Genomic DNA, 16,345 nt, shown 5'->3' on the forward strand with positions numbered 1-16,345 from the left:
GAGAACGGGATCGAACATCGCCTGACCAAGATCAAGCATCCCTGGACCAATGGCCAGGTCGAGCGCATGAACCGCACGATCAAGGAAGCGACCGTCCAACGCTACCACTACGATCGACACGATCAGCTCCAAGCTCACCTTGCCGACTTCATCAACGCCTACAACTACGCTCGGCGGCTGAAGACCCTGAAGGGCCTCACGCCTTACGAATACATCTGCAAATGCTGGACTTCCCAGCCAGAACGATTCAAACTCAATCCGCTCCAGCAAATGCCGGGACTAAACACCGATACTGCCATGAGGACGATGCCAATTGTAGCGGTCATGAACAGGACCGTGCTGACCTGGAACGCGATCTGGTGGGCCGCTACCGCCGTGGTGCTGATCGCTCCTATCAAGAGCGCCGCGGCAGAAGAAAATCCCGACTCCATTAGAATGGCGATGGAGATCGGCGTCCCGACCACGATCAGCTGCCGCATCAATGCCCAATCGAAGCGCCAAAGATCTGCAAGCACGTGGTAGTCACGGAAAGGGCGACGCATTGTGGCGAACCATAAGCTGGCTAAAAACGTCGCGCAGTTTACCAGCGTCGTGGCAAGACCCGCGCCGAACAGTTCCAGCCGCGGCAGGCCGAACTTGCCACAGATCAAGAGATAGACCAGCATTGCATTGATGGGAATGGCCACGAGCGTGATCCATAGGACCGGCTCGGCGCGGCTGACCGACGACATGAAACTGCGAATGGCCGAGAACCACAGTGCCGGTAACATACCCCAGCCAAGCCCGAACAGATATTGCTGAGCAAGCCGAACTGTTGCCGGACCATAGCCGAGCGCCAGCAGAATTTGTTCGCCGCGCAGCGAAAAGGCCATCATTGGCACCCACAGAAGAAGCGCGGCCCAGAGGCCCATCCGTAGCGTGCGCTGCACCAGGGCCGGATTGGCGGCACCAAAAGCCTGCGCCGCAAGCGGCGCCACCGCCGACACCAAGCCCGCACCGAAGGTGAGGCCGACGGATAAGGCCGTGCCCCCTAGCGCTGCCGCCGCAACCGCCTCGGGACCGATGCGCCCGATGAATGCGAGATCGGTCGTAATCATAGCGATCTGCCCAAGCTGCGTCAGCACCATTGGCAACGCGAGTTTCGCGGTTTCGTTGAGTTCAGCAGCGAAATGATGGTCAGCTGCCCGTCTCAGCGGTCTGTGTCGCGCAGATGACACCGGTTTTGTTTCCGTTATTTTATCCATAGAGATGCCGCCCCGTTGCTTCTGATGAAGCAATCCGAACTCTACCTGCACGGAAAGGATTCACTTTCCCGCGCTGGTTCGCAATGTCGCACGATTGCGCCGCCATCCAGTTTTGGAAAGTGACAGCGATGCGCACGCGAACTCCTGTCCCCCAATGGGCGACGGTTTGAAGCCGCTCTCGATAAACATCCATCAGGAACGCGTATCTCAACGGGTTAGAGCGCGATCCTTTTAAGTTCGGAGATCCGAATTCGAAATCTCAGCAGGTCGACTAATGGACGATAGCCAAGCGCTCAATGGCATAGGCCTCTTAATCGTGTAGGCTTTGAGTCCGCGCAGGCTTCGAATTCAATCTCGCGGACGAAAATGTGGACAGCGCCAAACCGCCCCTAATGCAGATAATGAAGCTCTTGTTGCACGAGCCAAAGAGTTGAGACATTCGCAACCTCGATTGCTTGTTGGATAGCGCTTTGTCGGGCCAGAGACGGTTGCCGTCCACTTCGAGATCGTACAACCTGACGCTAGGTGTGACTCAAGGCGTTTCGAGAGCTCGTCGCGTGCATATGTCCAGACTCACGGCTCCCAGAAGCTGCGATGAGACGACCCACATCCTGGAGGCGTAGTCGTCCGTTCTTTAATCGCGGGCACGGTGTCAACCCCGATAGACAACTGTGATCCACTGCCGGGTTCATGGTTCTTTCCGCGTTCGTCTCTACAGGAGCCGCCGCATGATGGCGTTTCGGACGTATTAGCGCCAGTGCCGATGGGGCCGAACGGCTGTACTGGCCTTTGCGCCGGCTCGAGGGTTTGCATCGGGATCAGCTTGGCCATCTTGCGAAGATTCTGAGCGGTGGCTACGAGAGTGAACTCGTCGCGCGCACCGTTTGGGCCTCGTAGCCGTAAACGGTCGAGCGCGAGAATGCGCTTGAGGTACGCGAACAGCATCTCAATCTTCTAGCGGAGCCGACGCGAAGTGCGGCCCTCCCAAGAGCTTGCGATCTGGTGCGCCATGTCGCGATCGCCCTCGTAGATCGAGCGCGGTACTTTCCGCGATGCCTGCTTGGGCAGCATCGGGACTTGAGGGCGCACCGATCGCAATCGCGCTTGCTGGCGACGTAAAGCATCGTGGCGCCATCGTTCATCAACGCTCGGGTCGTGGTGAGGGCCTTGCCGCCGGGACAGCGGTAGACATCACCCGCGTGGTCATAGGTGAAGTCGTGGCGCGAGTAGGTCCCATCCGTGCGGACCGACTTGTCGAACACGGTAACGTGCGGCTTAATCCCATGCTCGCAGACCAACCAGCCGAGCATCTCGGCTGAGCCATAGCCGGTGTTGCCGAGAAGCCGGCCTGGATAGAGATCGAACCGTTCCAGCGAGCGCTCATTCATGCGCTTGGCCGCCAGCACCTCCGCCTGCCGGATGGCCGTGGTTGCCTCGACATCGACGATGATCGCGTTCTCGATGTCGACCACGTAGTTTGTCGAGTAGGCGAAGAAGGCTTGGCCGCCGTGCGCCCCAGTCCAGCGCGCCGCCGGGTCGCAAGGCGACACGAACTTCGGCGTGACCTCGGTCGCTGCTCCGAAAGCGGCATCGTCGAGGACGGCCAGATACTCATCGATCGTTCGGCCGGCAGCTCCCGGGGGTAGTCCCTTGTCGCCTTCGATCCCCTTCTGTCGGTTGGCATCGGCCTTGATCAGGCTCGCATCGACTGCAAATCCGTCCCCCCAATCAGCCGCTCCCTGATGCAGCGGCGCAAGACGCTCTCGAACACACGCCGAAACAGAGCACTCTCCCGGAAGCGGCCATAGTTCTTGAAGAACGTCGAGTGATCCGGCACTGTCCCATCCAGACCGAGCCGGCAGAACCACCGGTAGGTCGAATTGAGGTGAACCTCATCGCACAGGCGCCGCTCCGATCGAATGCCAAAGCAGTAACCAATAAGGAGCATCCGGATCATCAGTTCGGAATCGATCGAAGGCCGGCCGATGCTGCTGTAGAAAGGTGCAGGTCCCGCCTGATCTCTTGAAGGTCGACGAACCTGTCGATTGACCTGAGAAAGTGATCACCGGGAATATGTCTTTCGAGCGAGAATTCTAGAACAACGCAGCCTGCTCGAGTTACCGATGTCCCATCATGATCTTCAGTCCTGCCACTTAGACAAGCTAAATCACTGATCCATCGGCGTCGCAACTGCCGCCTTTTTCAACAGAATCGGCCCTAGCCAGCTTGTTCGATATCCGTACTTTCTTACGCAGGGATACCTGCAGCAGATCTACAAGTCCCGAGCTGAAGCCGCGCTCTGCCGAATCGAAATAACGCTCATAGTGATGGAACAACCATTCGCCATATCGATCGATAACCTTTGCCCGACTCATGATGAGGCGCGCTTTCCATTCCAAAAGCGTTCTTGCGTAATCTTTACCGATGCGCCGGAGCTCCATGACCTCGTAAATCCCGCGGCTCGCCTCCAAGACGTCATCAACGCTCGGAAGCGCCGAACCCTTGAACACATCTTTAAGCAGAAACCGGACATCGCGCACCTCGCTCAAATCGCGTGGAGACCGGGTGGAGATGATCGTCTGCAAGCCAAGACTGGCCTGGTCCACCGAAATATCCGAGCACCACTGAAAGAACTTCCTATAGATGTCGCAATGAACATTTCTTGCGCGATCTTCCATCGATGCAAAATGCTCAAACGCGCCTACCGACATGACGGCGTCAAATTTCTGCGTCGGCGCGGGATAGTCGGCCCATGAGCGAAGCTCCACATGGATGGTCTCTCTCGTTCGTCCGGAGATATAGGCGAACTGATCGTTGCTTAAAGTAAGCCCGATCGCTGAAGCGGCGCCAACTTCATCCAATGCATAGCGAAGCAAGCCACCCCATCCACACCCTACATCCATGACCCGATCCGAAGCTTTCACCCGGGCAAACGAAGCAATTCGGGCCAACTTTTGTTTTTGCGCATGCTCAAGGTCAACCGCACCATCCCAGACGCCGCAGCTATAGGCCATGTGATCCTTGTCAAGAAAGAATGCGTAAAACTCGTTATCTACATCGTAATGATAGGAAATATCGGATTGCGTCGCCATGCGTTATAAACCTGCATTCATTTCAGTAGATTTAAGCTCCTCGCTGAACCGCCGGAGATTGTGTGACGACCCGAACGTTTCGCCGAAAGCCCATGAGAGATTCATGAGGATCGCGCCCTCCACCTTATTTTCCCAGCCGGTCGACTCGGATCTCTTCGTTGAGCCACTCTTCCATCCAAGCTGGATCAGGTAGTCGCCCATTGACGGTGTCGTCGGGATAGAGATCCTTGTTGACGTAGATTTGTCGGATGCATCGCACGATTCAGGCAAGCATTGGTCATAATGCACGCCAATCTTCGAGAATGCACGGAAGGCATCCTCGCCTCCCCTAGCAATCGCTTTGCGCATATAGTCGCAATAGATGCGCGCGTGCCGCGCCTCGTCATTGGCCGGCACGGTATAACTGTGCTTGATAGCCGGCTCGAAATAATGCGCTGAGGCGCAGCGGTACCAATGAGCCAGGCGCATCTCGCCGCAGGAGTACAGTCCCGGGCTTCCAAGGCCGGCGCGCAGGCTCGAACTCGAAACGCACTGCGGCAAGGTCTTCTCCTCTTCAGTGGGCGGAACCTCTGGACAAATCGTCGCAAATATTCGAGCAGCGTGAGGCTGTGCTTTTGCTCTTCGAAGAACCAAATCGACATGAAGGCGCAGAAATCGACATCATGCTGGTAGTCACGCAGGAATATGTCGGCTGTGGCATCGCCGACAACTCGGCGATGGCATTCAAGCCGCCATTGATTGGCCATGAGACTAGACCGCGTGCAACGGATCGCTCAATTGTACGGAGGTAAATGCGCGCTAGAACTAGGGATGCGTGAGCTATACGTAGGTTTGCACGGTAAGCGCCAATCAATTACTCATAATTCTTGCGTTGATCGCGCCCCCCAGTTCGCTGTCAGTCAGCCGCGATAACCCGCGCCAAATCATGATAATTCCGGAGGCGGATCGTTGGCTCGCGTGTTTCGTCGAAAGCGGTTGCTCTAGTCATCGGAAACGTCAGAAGGATAAGGCTCGCGGGGAATCGACATCCCGCAAACCTCAACAGCTATGGTTAATCAGTCGATAGCGGTACGACGCTCCCACCTCGTTTAGGTGGACGGGATGAGCGAGACTCGCGATTGGATTAGACAACGCGAGGGACACTCATTCGATGCATCAAGACAGACATCAAGACAGGCATGATGCCGACTCCTATCAGCGGATCGAAGTGATCACGGGGGAGAGGCGACGGCGCAGTTGGAGCGATGCGAAGAAGGCGCGGATCGTGGCCGAGAGCGCCGATCCGGAGACGAGCATTTCCGAGGTGGCGCGGCGCAACGGGGTCAACCGGGGACTGCTCAGTGTGTGGCGGCGCCAGGCGCGGCTCGTGTCGAGTGAAGCGCCGCAGTTCGTACAGGTCAGGCTCGACGACGCCGTCGAGGCTCGGCCGAATGCGATCGGCAAGCCTCACATTCTGACGGGTCCGGCCGAGCGGATCGAGGTGATGATCGCGGGCGCGACGGTGCGCGTGCCCGTCGGCGTCGACGCCGTGACGCTGGAGCGCGTGCTAGCGGCGGTGAGGTCGACGCGATGATCTCTCGTTCGGTCCAATGGTCCGTGTTCGTCGCGACGCAGCCGATTGACTTTCGCAAAGGAGTTCATGGCCTGGTCGCGCTGGTGGCGGAGGAGTTGAGCGGCAAGCCCTACAGCGGCGACGTTTATGTCTTCCGATCGAAGCGATCGGATCGTTTGAAGCTACTCGTTTTTGACGGCTCGCTTGCGACGAAGTGGCTCGAGGATGGGGGCTTCGCCTGGCCACCTGTTCGCGAGAGTACGATGCTGGTCACTGGGGCGCAACTGGCGATGCTGATTGAAGGTCTTGCGGAGTGGTCGCGTGTGGTCCCGAAGGTGACGAGGCGGCCGACGAAAGTTGCCTGAATCGCCCCAGGAGTGGGGACACGGGGAATGTCCGAAGTTTTGTGTAAGAGATTTCTGTGAAGGTGGGTTTGGCGCTTGAGACATTGAAGGCTGGCATCGACGGCATGGCCAAGCAGAATTGTCGGCGCCGTGATGTCGGTTGTGATCATTAGCGCGCCGTTCCAGGAAACCGCGCGCCGAAGTAGATGGCGAACTGCCCCATCGCGGCAGTCCATTCGACCGGCCGCCGCCAATGGACGCCTTCGTTCCTGATGGCGAGATACAACAGCTTGAGTGCCGCCTCGTCGGTCGGGAAGCTGCCGCGGGTCTTGATGATCTTGCGCAGCGAGCGATGCAGCGCCTCGACCGCATTGGTCGTGTAGATCATCTTGCGGATACCTGGTGCGAAGGCGAAGAACGGCACCACGTGCTCCCACGCAGTGCGCCAGATCTGGCCGATGGCGGGGTAGCGCTTGCCCCATTCGGCCTCGAACTCCGCAAGCCGCAGCAACGCCGCGTCGGCGCTCTCGGCCCGATAGATCGCCTTGATCGAGGGCAGGATCGCCTTGCGGTCCTTCCAGGAGACGAAGGCAAGGCTGTTGCGGATCAGGTGCACGATGCACGTCTGCACCAGCGTCTGCGGGTAGAGGCTTAGGATCTTGTCATCGAAGCCATCGAACCGGGTCTGCCCCTTGGTGATCAGCTGCGGCTCGAAGCTGCCGGCGCGATCGCGAGGTACGGTAATCTCCATCTCGCTATCCTCCGTCAGGATCGTCTTCGAGCTCGTCCCATTGCGGCTGTTGCCTGAGCCGCGGCCGGCGGGATCGCCCTTCTCATAGCCCAAATGCTCGGTCAGCTCGGCCCCAAGCGCTCGCTCGATCAAAGCCTTCTTCAGCTGCTTGAACAGCCAGTTCTCCCCGGTCAGGTCTGCGGGCTTGCTGTAGTTCGCAAGAAGTTGGTCTAGCAGTTCAGGCGTAATCGTCGAATCGGTCGTCATGTGAGTCTCCTCTTAAAGGTAAACTCACAGAAACCTCCTTACACATCGTTCCGGACACCCTCGGGACACGTGGCCCGTCGTCTGGCCGAAGCCGCCAAGGCTCGCGTCTCGCCGGCTTGACACGCGAAGCTGCGACGCGTCCAATCGGCGGTCACCGACAAGGCCCAACGGAGACATCAAAACCAAATCGCCACCCGCGCCTTCAGGGCCAGTCCACGCGCATGCATCAGGAGCTCTTCCGTCTCGCATTTGAGCGTGTTGACCTGATGGGGCGAGCATCACTTTCAGCTTGAGCGCACTTGAGTGACCGATCCAAATTCACGATCCGCTTCGTTATGTGTGCATGCTCTGCTTCAAGCTGCTCATTCTTAGCCCCAATTCCCGGGCCTCAGCCTCGAAATCTTGAACCAGCTCGGTAAGTTTGTGAATTTGTTCGAGTCGAGCATCACGCTCACCCGTTATGACTTCCAATCTCTCCTCAGATGACCGCAGCTGCTGCCTGAGGTCCGAGACGGGACTGTTTCGCACCCTTTGCCATTCGTCAAAACGTGCACCGCAAAGTAGCGGACAGCCCTTCAGATTCTCACCCAATTCCGTAGCTAAAATACACAGTCCACGGACCGCACCTGTTTCGTCGCTTGAAGGCAACGTGGGAAAAAAAATCTGGGCTGTGTCGGGAATGACTCCCTTTAGGTAGTCTAGGTCCAGGGACTTGCCGGGTCCGTAGTTGTCCCAACCATATCCAAAGTCCGTTGGCACCTGGAAGTCATCAATCGCAACAATTGATTTCGGATGATTCGCAAAGATGAGCCGAAGCTCCTCACGGAGTGGAATATCCTCTTCCCAATGTGCGTCCAAGTAGATGAACAAGGGATCATGTTCGCTATGTTGGTTGAGCGCGTTCTCCAGAAACTGGCGAGAATCCGCAACATGCAGGTCGATGTTGCGAAACCTGGAAAGCCGAGCAGCTGCCTCGAGCGCAAACATTCTTTCCTTTTCGCAGGTATGTATTGGGCCGTTAAAGTGCTCCGCAAACCACTGCGTGGTAATCCCACGAAAAGTGCCGGTTTCGAGAATCGAAACGGGACGGATGCGTCCGACAACATCTACGAATATGGCTTGGCGTCCGACTTGCCCATTGAGCGGCCCGCCCCAGCAATCTTGCAGCTCAGCCGAACTGAGCTCGAGTTCCGCCGCCATTCTATACAGCTGCTCTGCTCTCTCAGACTCGCCGTTTCCATCGTATTGCTTTGCAAGAGCGTTTAGCCCCTGAGCGGCCTTCGCGATCGAGTCGGGTGCAATGGACAATCGAATCTCCTGTCTTTCGCGCTCACAGTCCACATTCTGGGAGCATTCGTTTTCTCGAAGCTGACGCCGACATGCCTTGCGCTGCGAGGTTGTAGATCTCGGTCGCACGGATCTGCAGCAGGCGGATCAAATTGGCCGATTCCGTCATGTCGCCGTCCTGCATCAGGAAAAGCACGTTGTCGATATGGGGTTCTGATAGAGATGACCGACGCGGGCGGTGTTGAATGAGGACGAGCGGCGCTTGATGCCATGCACGGTATAGCCCAAGCCGAGCAGATATTCGGCAAGATATGCGGCGTCCTGGCCGGTTACGCCGGTAGAGGGCGCTACGCGACGTCTCGAGTCTTGAGACGTCGTTGTCTCTCCGATTGCAGCAAACGACACGCTGTCCCTATTACTCGTCATTTCGAAGTCAACTCGAAGTCGATTTCAATCACGCGGTTGGGCCGCAACAGTTGCGCTTGATTTCGGAACCAAGGAGCCGAAAAGATGCAGAGGCGCAGGCCAGCGACGGCACGCAAATGGCGGTAAGCGGTGATCCATCCACATCATATACAGCACAAACCCTCATACACATTATATACATTCATATAGATCGCATACATTCATATAGATTGAACGGGGGGCGTGCGCGTAGTTGAGCGTCGATGACGGAGTTAAATGGACTTTCCCAATCCGATCGATTTCCGAGTAAGACGGCAACAATCGAACTTATGCGATACTGGCTGCGTTGTGGCGGGCCCAGAAAACTAGGATGTTGCGAACTATTTCGGCTCGCATGGTATCTCTGGTCGCACAAACGACGTGACCATGGGGGAGGTCGAGTTTGGTGCCTTCCGTGTGAGATCAGCTCTCTTTGTGACCGGAGTTGCGCCGTAGCTGATTGTCTGCGGCAAGTCACTGCGCGTTCCAATCTCTGCGACCCTGCGTCCCGGCGATCCTTTCGAGATATCCCGGATCCACACGCTCGCGCATCCCGGGCCGCATCACCGGCGCTTCGAGGATAATGGCACGCTCTTAACAAACGGCTTTCGTCAGGCAGTCAAAACGTATGGCAGAGACAAATCCATCGCGTGGATGGTTGCCATCAAAACAATCGATTTTACGGCTCATTGATAATGGCAGATATTAAAATGTCGTTCGCGAGTAAGAAAATTTAGGCTGTAAGGATGGCTGCCCATCTTTGTCCGATCTCCAAGAAGAGAGCCTCGGTCTTGCTAACAGTACATGAGCACATCGTCTCGCTTCTCCAAAAACCCGATCCTGTCATTTTGGACATCGGTTGCAACGACGGAACCGATGCTCAATGCTTTCTCAGGCTGTGTCCAGAGGCCAAGCTCTATTGCTTTGAGCCAGACGCCCGAGCCGCTGCCCGCTTTAAAACGACATGAATCCGTACCTCGACAAGGTGGCGCTATTTGAGATTGCCATCAGCGATCGAAACGGTAAGGCCGACTTCCATCCAAGCAATGGAGAAGGAGAGGCGAAGGAATGGGATCTCTCTGGTTCAATACGTCGACCCAAGAGGCATCTTGTCGAATATGATTGGGTTCGGTTCGATCAGCCCATCTCAGTTGAGTCTCGAAGACTAGACGATTGGTGCGTCGAAGCGAACCTGAACAACATCGATCTCATTTGGATGGATGTGCAAGGAGCCGAGGCAGACGTGATCGCAGGCGGCAAGCAAGCCCTGAGCAATACGCATTTCATCTACACTGAATACAGCGACAAAGAGCTCTACGAAGGGCAGCTGTCGCTGCAAGCCATCCTTGAGCTCTTACCCTCATTCGAACTGGTGACCCAGTACCCCGGCGCAGTATATGGCGATGTATTGCTTAGGAACACCAGCTTTTAGAGTCTGAGAAGCCGACCGAAAATTTAAAGCTCGGTGATTTCAGGTGGTTGTGATTCTTCGGAGGTCTTCGACTCCATCGGAGGAACCAGGAGCTATGGGCGAAACTGGGTGATGACGGGTTGAGAGAGGCGGCGTATCGAGGCGGGTGTCCACCCGCAATGTCTACGGCCATCCACATCCCGAAAGTTTGCGTAGGCATGCGAGGGCCGGTTGGACAACTCTCATCACAACTGCGGGCAGGCGAGGCGTCGCCAAACGCGGTGATCGCGTGCTGAGTTGATCTGGCGAGATATCATCCTCCGGCGGGGTGCCACCCTGCGGGATCGGGTGGTAGGCTACGCTGAAGTGCCGCTTCGTGGATCAACGCAAGGGGTGAAGTCATAGAGAACGACGGCGTTTGGAGTGTCTATGAGTTTGCCTGGCAGATGGATGCGATGTTGTTTTGGGATCGCTTCGAGGGGCGTTGGCGTCGCGGCATGGAGTTTCATTACCCCGAGCGGCCAGAGAACCTGCCGTCGCTGAAGCCACTTGAGAACTGGCCGAAATCCAATCCCCGCAATCTGCAGTAATCGCTGGTACCCAACGCTATGAGCAAGCGCCGAGCCCTCCTATTGATGCTCCTGCTGCTGTCAAGCGCGGCTCTGGCCGACAATTTTGGCGGTCAGGCCAGCGTCATTGACGGCGACACGCTGGAAATTCACGGAACGCGGATCCGCCTTTGGGGGGTGGACGCTCCGGAAAGCACTCAGCTATGTCGCGGTGAGGACAGTCTACAGTACCGCTGTGGCTCGCAGGCGGCGAATGACCTCGACGCATACATTGCCGGGCGCTCCGTCAACTGTGTCCCTCTCAGCCTCGAACCGTACGGCCGCACGGTCGCGACCTGTTCAGTCGCGGGTGCGGATCTTGTGGAATGGCTTGTGCGCAACGGTCTTGCGTTGGATTGGCCGCAATACTCGAAAGGCAGATATCACGAAGCTCAGCGCGAGGCTGAGCGCGCCGGTCGGGGACTTTGGAAGGGCAGCTTCGTCGAGCCGTGGCTCTATCGTGCATGCATCCGTGCGAGCGGAAAGCCGTCTGCCTGTTCGGACGATGCAAATGCCCATCCTTGATGGCCTTGACTGCGAGGCGTTTCAATCCACAACGTGATGGCCGATCACCGCACTTACGCAGGTGGCACTAGGTCTGCGTTTTCGTGATTCGAATCATATCAGGCGGCCTCGGCGAGCTTGTAGGACCAGGTGTGGACGACTGGATACCGATTGACGTCGTCGATGCCGGCCATGATGCGCTCCTTGAGTTCGTGTTTTGAGGTCACCCGGATGTGGCGCAGGACGGAGCGGGCGAACTTGGAGAAGAAGCCCTCGATGAGGTTGAGCCAGGAGCCGTGCTTGGGCGTGAACGTAAACTCGAAGCGGCCAATACGGGTCGTGTATCGAGCCAGGCTCTGGTTTCTTTCGAGATGTGTGCGGAATGATTGTCGAGAATCAACTTGATCGCGGTGCCGGCCGGATAGGCAGTATCGATAAGTTTGAGAAATTCGATGAACTCGCGGCTGCGGTGGCGATCTTTGACGAGAGCGTGGACCTTCCCGGTCAGCAGATCAATTCCAGCCAACAAGCTGAGCGTGCCATGACGTCTATACTCAAAATCGCGCGCAAAGGCCGGATAGATGCCTGGCACAGGCGGCAAATCCGGCGCCGTCGTCGCGATCGCCTGGATTCCGGGCTTTTCGTCGTAGGAGACGATCGCCACTCGCTTGCCCGATTTCTTCGACCTGGCGGCACTCTTCTTCAGGACCTGGACCTCGCGATAGACACACAGGACCTCCGCCATTTTCTGCTCGAACTCGGCATCGCGACGCTCCAGATAGTAGCGCACCTTGTGCGGCTTGATTTCCTCTTGGCCGAGAATCTTGCACACCGTGCCCTGGACCAGGTTGGCAAGGCATTGATGTCCCGCCGACGGACCATGCTCACGCGCATGGCGTGCCAGCAGCCGCGTCGTCCACAGCTCGTGCGGGTAGCCGTGCTCCTTGGCCTTGTCGCACGCCAAAGACACCAGCCAGGCCTTGGCCTCCGGCGTGATCACTGGCTCCTTGCCCGGTCGCGGTCGGTCGTCGAGTGCCGCCAGCGCACCATAGGCGACCGCCCGCTCGATGCAGCGCTGAACCGTCTGTTGATGCACGCCAAGTCTTCGTCCCACCGCAAAGAACGACGGGTTCTCGCCATAGGCGAGAAGCATCGCTGCCCGTGACACCCGGCTCGCCGACTCGGTTCGAGACCGCGAAAGAGCCGTCAACGTTTCGATTTCCTTCTCAGTCATCGCCAACTCAACTGCTTGCCACCATGTTGCCATGATACCAACCCTCGTTCGGACAATCTCAAAACGAGGAATCCACGAACACACTTCCAGTTCCGTGCCGGTTTCATGGAATCGGTCGTCTAGGCACAGTCCTGCGATTGAGTTCGCGAGCGATCGCAGTTTCTGATCTACACTCCTGAAACTTTTGGAAGATCCACCTCACGACAGCCAGTTCCTCGGTCGGCCCTGGCGCGACCCTAACATGATCCGTGGTCAGGTATTTTCGTTCACCATCTCTCAGCAGTCCTTTCGAGTTCTGCTTTGGGTCTTGGTCGTGTAAAAACAGCCCTCAAACGGGCGTCGCCCCTGGAGCCAGATCTGGGTGTGCTTCAGGCCGCGATCGCAGCGATCAGTGGTTTGATCCCGTCGATGTTCATCACCCGTGTCAGATTGTAGGCCAGGACCGAGAGCGCCATTTCAGCGGCTACTTTTGGAAGTGTTTTGGTGAGGAAGTGTGTCGCTCCCATGCGGGCCTTCATCGTGCCAAACGGATGCTCGACTGTTTCGCGACGCTGGCGCATGGCTTGTGGGTTTGCGTCAAGGCGCTGCTGTACAGTCTTGAGCAGATGCTCATGTTCCCATCGTGGAATCCGCCGCTCTGGCCCTGTCGTGCACTGGGATTTGAGCGAACAATTTTGACAGGCGGTGGTCCAGTAGCGCCTCATCCGCTTGCCGTCTTCCTCGCTCGTAAAGCGATATGGCAGTCGCTCCCCAGCCGGACAGCGATAGGCGTCTTCCTCCGGCAAATAGACAAAGTCCTGCTTGCCGAAGCGCCCCTCCGACTTGGCACCCGACGTCTGCGGCTTGGGCAGAGTTACCGTGATGCCGGCCTCGTGGCACGCGAGGATCTCCGAGCTGCTGAAGTAGCCGCGATCGGCAACGGCCTCGAGCGTCTCGGTCTTGAGAACAGCCTTCGCTTGCCTGCCCATATTGGCCAGTTGGGCTCGATCTGAGCCGCTGTTCGTCACCTCGTGCGTCACGATCAGATGGTGCTCGGTATCGACGGCGACCTGCACGTTATAGCCGACGACGCCGGAGCCGCGGCCGCTGGTTGCCATCGAGCGGCTGTCGGGATCGGTCAGGGAGATTTGCTGGTCGGGCGAAGCCAGCATCTGCTTCTCGTAGACGGCAAGCTTGGCCATTTCCTCCTTCAGTTTTGTCAGCTTTTCGGTGAGCCTCGTCACCTTCGCGGCCAGCGCCTCCGTCGGCTCCTGTCGGTCAGCTGTGTCAAGCTGGCTCAGATAGCGCGCAACGCTCTCCTCCAGCCGAGCACGCCGTCGTTCCACCTTCGCCCGCGTGAAGTTCCTGTCCCGGTTGTTGACGGCTTTGAACTTGCTGCCATCGATGGCTACGCTCGCAGTCGCGAGCAGCCCCATCTCACGGCAAAGCTCGACGAAGTGTGCGCAGACCTTGCGCAGCGCCAGGCCATTGTCTTTGCGGAAGTCCGCGATGGTCTTGTGATCAGGAGCGAGCCGGCCCAGCAACCACATCACCTCGACATTGCGGCCGGCTTCTCGTTCGAGCCGCCGGCTCGACTGAACCCGGTTCAGATAGCCATAAATGTAAAGCTTAAGGAGAACCGAGGGATGGTACGAGGGCCGACCAGTGGCCGCCGGCTCAACACCCTCAAAACTCATCTCAGCCAGATCGAGCGCGTCAACAAACACGTGGATCACGCGAACAGGGTTGCTCTCATCAATGAAATCATCGAGGCATTCCGGCAATAGAGTCCATTGCCCACGATCCGCCTCTTCAACGAAGCGCGTCATGAATTCCCCCCGCAGAATCACAAGAGAATCATAACAGCAGCAGGCATTTTCACACATGGGGTAATTCCGGGCTCGGAGCCATACTCAGGCTCCGGGAATCAGCTCTCCATGAATCGACGAGGCCTCCTCAGGGCCTTGCAATGACGGAGAGAGGCAATGGAGCACTATGTCGGATTAGACGTGTCGCTGAAACTGACTTCGATCTGCATCGTCGATCGGACGGGAAAGGTCGAGCGCGAAGGAGTGGTTGCGTCTGACCCGGAGGCGATCGCGACGTTTATTAAATTGCACGCGCCACACGTCGTTCGGATTGGACTCGAGACCGGAGCAACGTCGACATGGTTGTGGACCGAGCTGAATAAGATCGGATTTCCCGTTATCTGCATTGACGCCAGGCACGCGAAGGCGGTTCTGAAGATGCAGATCAACAAGAGCGACCGAAATGACGCTGCTGGCATAGCGCGTATCATGCAATGTGGTTGGTACAAGGAGGTTTGCGTCAAGGATCTCGATAGTCATGCGACCAAAGCCCTTCTTGTCAGCCGAGCTCTGCTCGTCAAGATCAAGCGGGATATCGAAAATCAAATCCGGGGGCTCCTCAAGAACCTTGGGCTCGTCATCGGACGAGCAAAGATGAATATGTTTGCTGCGCGCGCCGCGCAGTTGGCCGACGATCGATGCGAGCTTCTTGCCGCGGTCGATCCATTGCTGAAGGCCCGCGAGGCCGTCGAGCAACAGATTGTGGACCTTGACCGGAAGGTGCTGCGGCTGGCTCGCAATAATGCTCAGGTGCGACGGTTCATGACGGCTCCCGGCATCGGCCCGGTCACGGCCCTTTGCTTCCTTGCGACGATCGATGACCCGGCTCGCTTCAAATCACGAAGCGTCGCAGCTTGCGCAGGGCTAACGACCCGCCGATACGCGTCCGGCGAGATTGACTGGACGGGCCGAATCTCGAAATGCGGCGACAAGATGCTGCGAAGTTATCTCTACGAGGCGGCCAATGTGCTGCTCACACGCGTAGCAAAATGGTCAGCGCTCAAGGCGTGGGGCATCCGGCTTGCGAAACGAAGCGGGCTACGCAAAGCGAAGGTTGCGGTTGCACGAAAACTTGCTGTCATTCTGCATCGGATGTGGATCGATGGTTCCGAATTTAAATGGTCATCAAAGGACGCCGCTGATCAGCCTGCATAAGGAGAACGAGTTCCCACCGAACAGCGGGAGCGAACGTCCCTGCCGGGACGCTGGCGTTGGTGAGATCGCCCCTGGCTTTGCGATGCTCGAGAGGGCAAAGCGCGCTTCACACATTGATCCGCTAACGTCATCTTACGCCATCATGCGGAGGGCACGCCCCTACCGCGGAGAGAACCATGGACCCGGCGAGTCGTCCGTGAAGAATTCAGATCGTGCTGAGACATTAGCGGAATTGGTCTTGATATAGTATTTGATTTTGCAGGAAAGCTGGGTGTTGGACCTCGCTTTCTTGCGGTTTGGGATTTTGCTTTTGGGCGATTCGTGATTCCCTGTCGGCAGGTCATCGACATTGGGGAAGGCGATGAGCAAACCGCGGGACGATCGTCAGAAAGACCTGCTGCTTCCGGCCCTGGATCGGATCATCGACATGAGCCATCCGCTGGTGCGGTTGGCTGCGCTGATCGACTGGAATGTCCTGGATGAGCGCTTCAGTTCGGTGTGCCAAGCAGGGTCGGGGCAGCCTGGCCTTCCGACGCGGCTTGTCGCTGGCCTGTTCATTTTGAAGCACATGCACAACCTGTCGGATGAGGTGTTGTGCGCCCGCTGGATCGAGAACCCCTATTACC

14 protein-coding genes and 4 pseudogenes are annotated in these 16,345 nt (G+C 57.5%); 8 read left to right on the forward strand and 10 right to left on the reverse strand.

The genetic code is table 11. The features are described 5' to 3' along the window. A pseudogene (locus A3AI_RS50405) lies at nucleotides 1-285 on the forward strand (integrase core domain-containing protein); the annotation flags it as partial. 38 nt (nucleotides 286-323) lie between these two features. Here the strand turns inward: A3AI_RS50405 and A3AI_RS50410 are convergent. From A3AI_RS50410 to A3AI_RS44755, 4 genes and pseudogenes are all read right to left on the reverse strand, one after another. Beyond that, nucleotides 324-1,244: pseudogene (locus A3AI_RS50410) on the reverse strand (MATE family efflux transporter); the annotation flags it as partial. Nucleotides 1,245-2,057: 813 nt separating this feature from the next. Next, nucleotides 2,058-3,317: pseudogene (locus tag A3AI_RS44750) on the reverse strand (transposase); the annotation flags it as partial. A gap of 89 nt (nucleotides 3,318-3,406) precedes the next feature. Then, nucleotides 3,407-4,336: an SAM-dependent methyltransferase gene (locus A3AI_RS0140855; RefSeq protein WP_024520998.1), complete on the reverse strand. Its 930-nt coding sequence runs from the start codon at nucleotides 4,334-4,336 to the stop codon at nucleotides 3,407-3,409. A gap of 3 nt (nucleotides 4,337-4,339) precedes the next feature. Then, entirely contained in the window at nucleotides 4,340-4,876 is a 537-nt protein-coding gene (locus A3AI_RS44755) for a hypothetical protein (protein ID WP_156928173.1), read from the reverse strand. A gap of 610 nt (nucleotides 4,877-5,486) precedes the next feature. On the opposite strand from A3AI_RS44755, the gene tnpA reads away from it, so the two are divergent. Together tnpA and tnpB are read left to right on the forward strand one after the other, a co-directional pair. Then, nucleotides 5,487-5,909: an IS66-like element accessory protein TnpA gene (gene tnpA / locus A3AI_RS0140865; protein ID WP_051382798.1), complete on the forward strand. Its 423-nt coding sequence runs from the start codon at nucleotides 5,487-5,489 to the stop codon at nucleotides 5,907-5,909. Between the two features lie 23 nt (nucleotides 5,910-5,932). Next, nucleotides 5,933-6,253: an IS66 family insertion sequence element accessory protein TnpB gene (gene tnpB, locus A3AI_RS0140870; RefSeq protein ID WP_245287077.1), complete on the forward strand. Its 321-nt coding sequence runs from the start codon at nucleotides 5,933-5,935 to the stop codon at nucleotides 6,251-6,253. Nucleotides 6,254-6,401: 148 nt separating this feature from the next. Here tnpB and A3AI_RS0140875 read toward each other — a convergent pair whose 3' ends face one another. The 3 genes and pseudogenes from A3AI_RS0140875 to A3AI_RS47040 all read right to left on the reverse strand — a co-directional run. Then, entirely contained in the window at nucleotides 6,402-7,229 is an 828-nt protein-coding gene (locus A3AI_RS0140875) for an IS256 family transposase (protein WP_024521001.1), read from the reverse strand. A gap of 333 nt (nucleotides 7,230-7,562) precedes the next feature. Further along, nucleotides 7,563-8,537, reverse strand: a complete 975-nt coding sequence (locus tag A3AI_RS0140880) for an O-methyltransferase (protein ID WP_036051625.1) — start codon at nucleotides 8,535-8,537, stop codon at nucleotides 7,563-7,565. A gap of 53 nt (nucleotides 8,538-8,590) precedes the next feature. Next, a pseudogene (locus A3AI_RS47040) lies at nucleotides 8,591-8,942 on the reverse strand (GDP-mannose 4,6-dehydratase); the annotation flags it as partial. Nucleotides 8,943-9,924: 982 nt separating this feature from the next. Here A3AI_RS47040 and A3AI_RS44760 point away from each other — a divergent pair. The 3 genes from A3AI_RS44760 to A3AI_RS0140900 all read left to right on the forward strand — a co-directional run bounded on the left by A3AI_RS44760 (nucleotide 9,925) and on the right by A3AI_RS0140900 (nucleotide 11,504). Continuing rightward, nucleotides 9,925-10,392, forward strand: coding sequence for an FkbM family methyltransferase (locus A3AI_RS44760; RefSeq protein ID WP_283807328.1), 468 nt, complete (start codon nucleotides 9,925-9,927; stop codon nucleotides 10,390-10,392). Between the two features lie 425 nt (nucleotides 10,393-10,817). Beyond that, entirely contained in the window at nucleotides 10,818-10,961 is a 144-nt protein-coding gene (locus tag A3AI_RS48570; RefSeq protein WP_156928174.1) for a hypothetical protein, read from the forward strand. Nucleotides 10,962-11,006: 45 nt separating this feature from the next. Continuing rightward, a complete protein-coding gene (locus A3AI_RS0140900; protein ID WP_036051633.1) occupies nucleotides 11,007-11,504 on the forward strand; it encodes a thermonuclease family protein in 498 nt (165 codons plus the stop codon). Between the two features lie 202 nt (nucleotides 11,505-11,706). Here the strand turns inward: A3AI_RS0140900 and A3AI_RS44765 are convergent, their stop codons facing one another. The 3 genes from A3AI_RS44765 to A3AI_RS0140910 all read right to left on the reverse strand — a co-directional run bounded on the left by A3AI_RS44765 (nucleotide 11,707) and on the right by A3AI_RS0140910 (nucleotide 14,525). Continuing rightward, entirely contained in the window at nucleotides 11,707-12,750 is a 1,044-nt protein-coding gene (locus tag A3AI_RS44765) for an IS630 family transposase (protein ID WP_198030357.1), read from the reverse strand. Between the two features lie 70 nt (nucleotides 12,751-12,820). Then, a complete protein-coding gene (locus A3AI_RS50415; RefSeq protein ID WP_502685795.1) occupies nucleotides 12,821-13,042 on the reverse strand; it encodes a recombinase family protein in 222 nt (73 codons plus the stop codon). Between the two features lie 43 nt (nucleotides 13,043-13,085). Then, nucleotides 13,086-14,525 carry an IS1182 family transposase gene (locus A3AI_RS0140910; RefSeq protein WP_024521004.1) on the reverse strand — a complete coding sequence of 480 codons (1,440 nt, stop codon included), beginning with the start codon at nucleotides 14,523-14,525 and terminating at the stop codon, nucleotides 13,086-13,088. A gap of 156 nt (nucleotides 14,526-14,681) precedes the next feature. Between A3AI_RS0140910 and A3AI_RS0140915 the strand changes: the two genes are divergently transcribed. Both A3AI_RS0140915 and A3AI_RS0140920 read left to right on the forward strand, forming a co-directional pair. Further along, the gene (locus A3AI_RS0140915; RefSeq protein WP_024521005.1) at nucleotides 14,682-15,719 is read left to right on the forward strand and encodes an IS110 family RNA-guided transposase; all 1,038 of its coding nucleotides are present in this window, start codon (nucleotides 14,682-14,684) and stop codon (nucleotides 15,717-15,719) included. A 361-nt stretch (nucleotides 15,720-16,080) separates the two neighbouring features. Further along, nucleotides 16,081-16,345 (forward strand): transposase (locus tag A3AI_RS0140920; protein WP_024521006.1); only part of this gene is annotated, 265 nt, incomplete at its 3' end.

The sequence above is a fragment of the Bradyrhizobium sp. Tv2a-2 genome (assembly GCF_000472425.1).
In the GTDB taxonomy this organism is placed as follows: Bacteria; Pseudomonadota; Alphaproteobacteria; order Rhizobiales; family Xanthobacteraceae; genus Bradyrhizobium.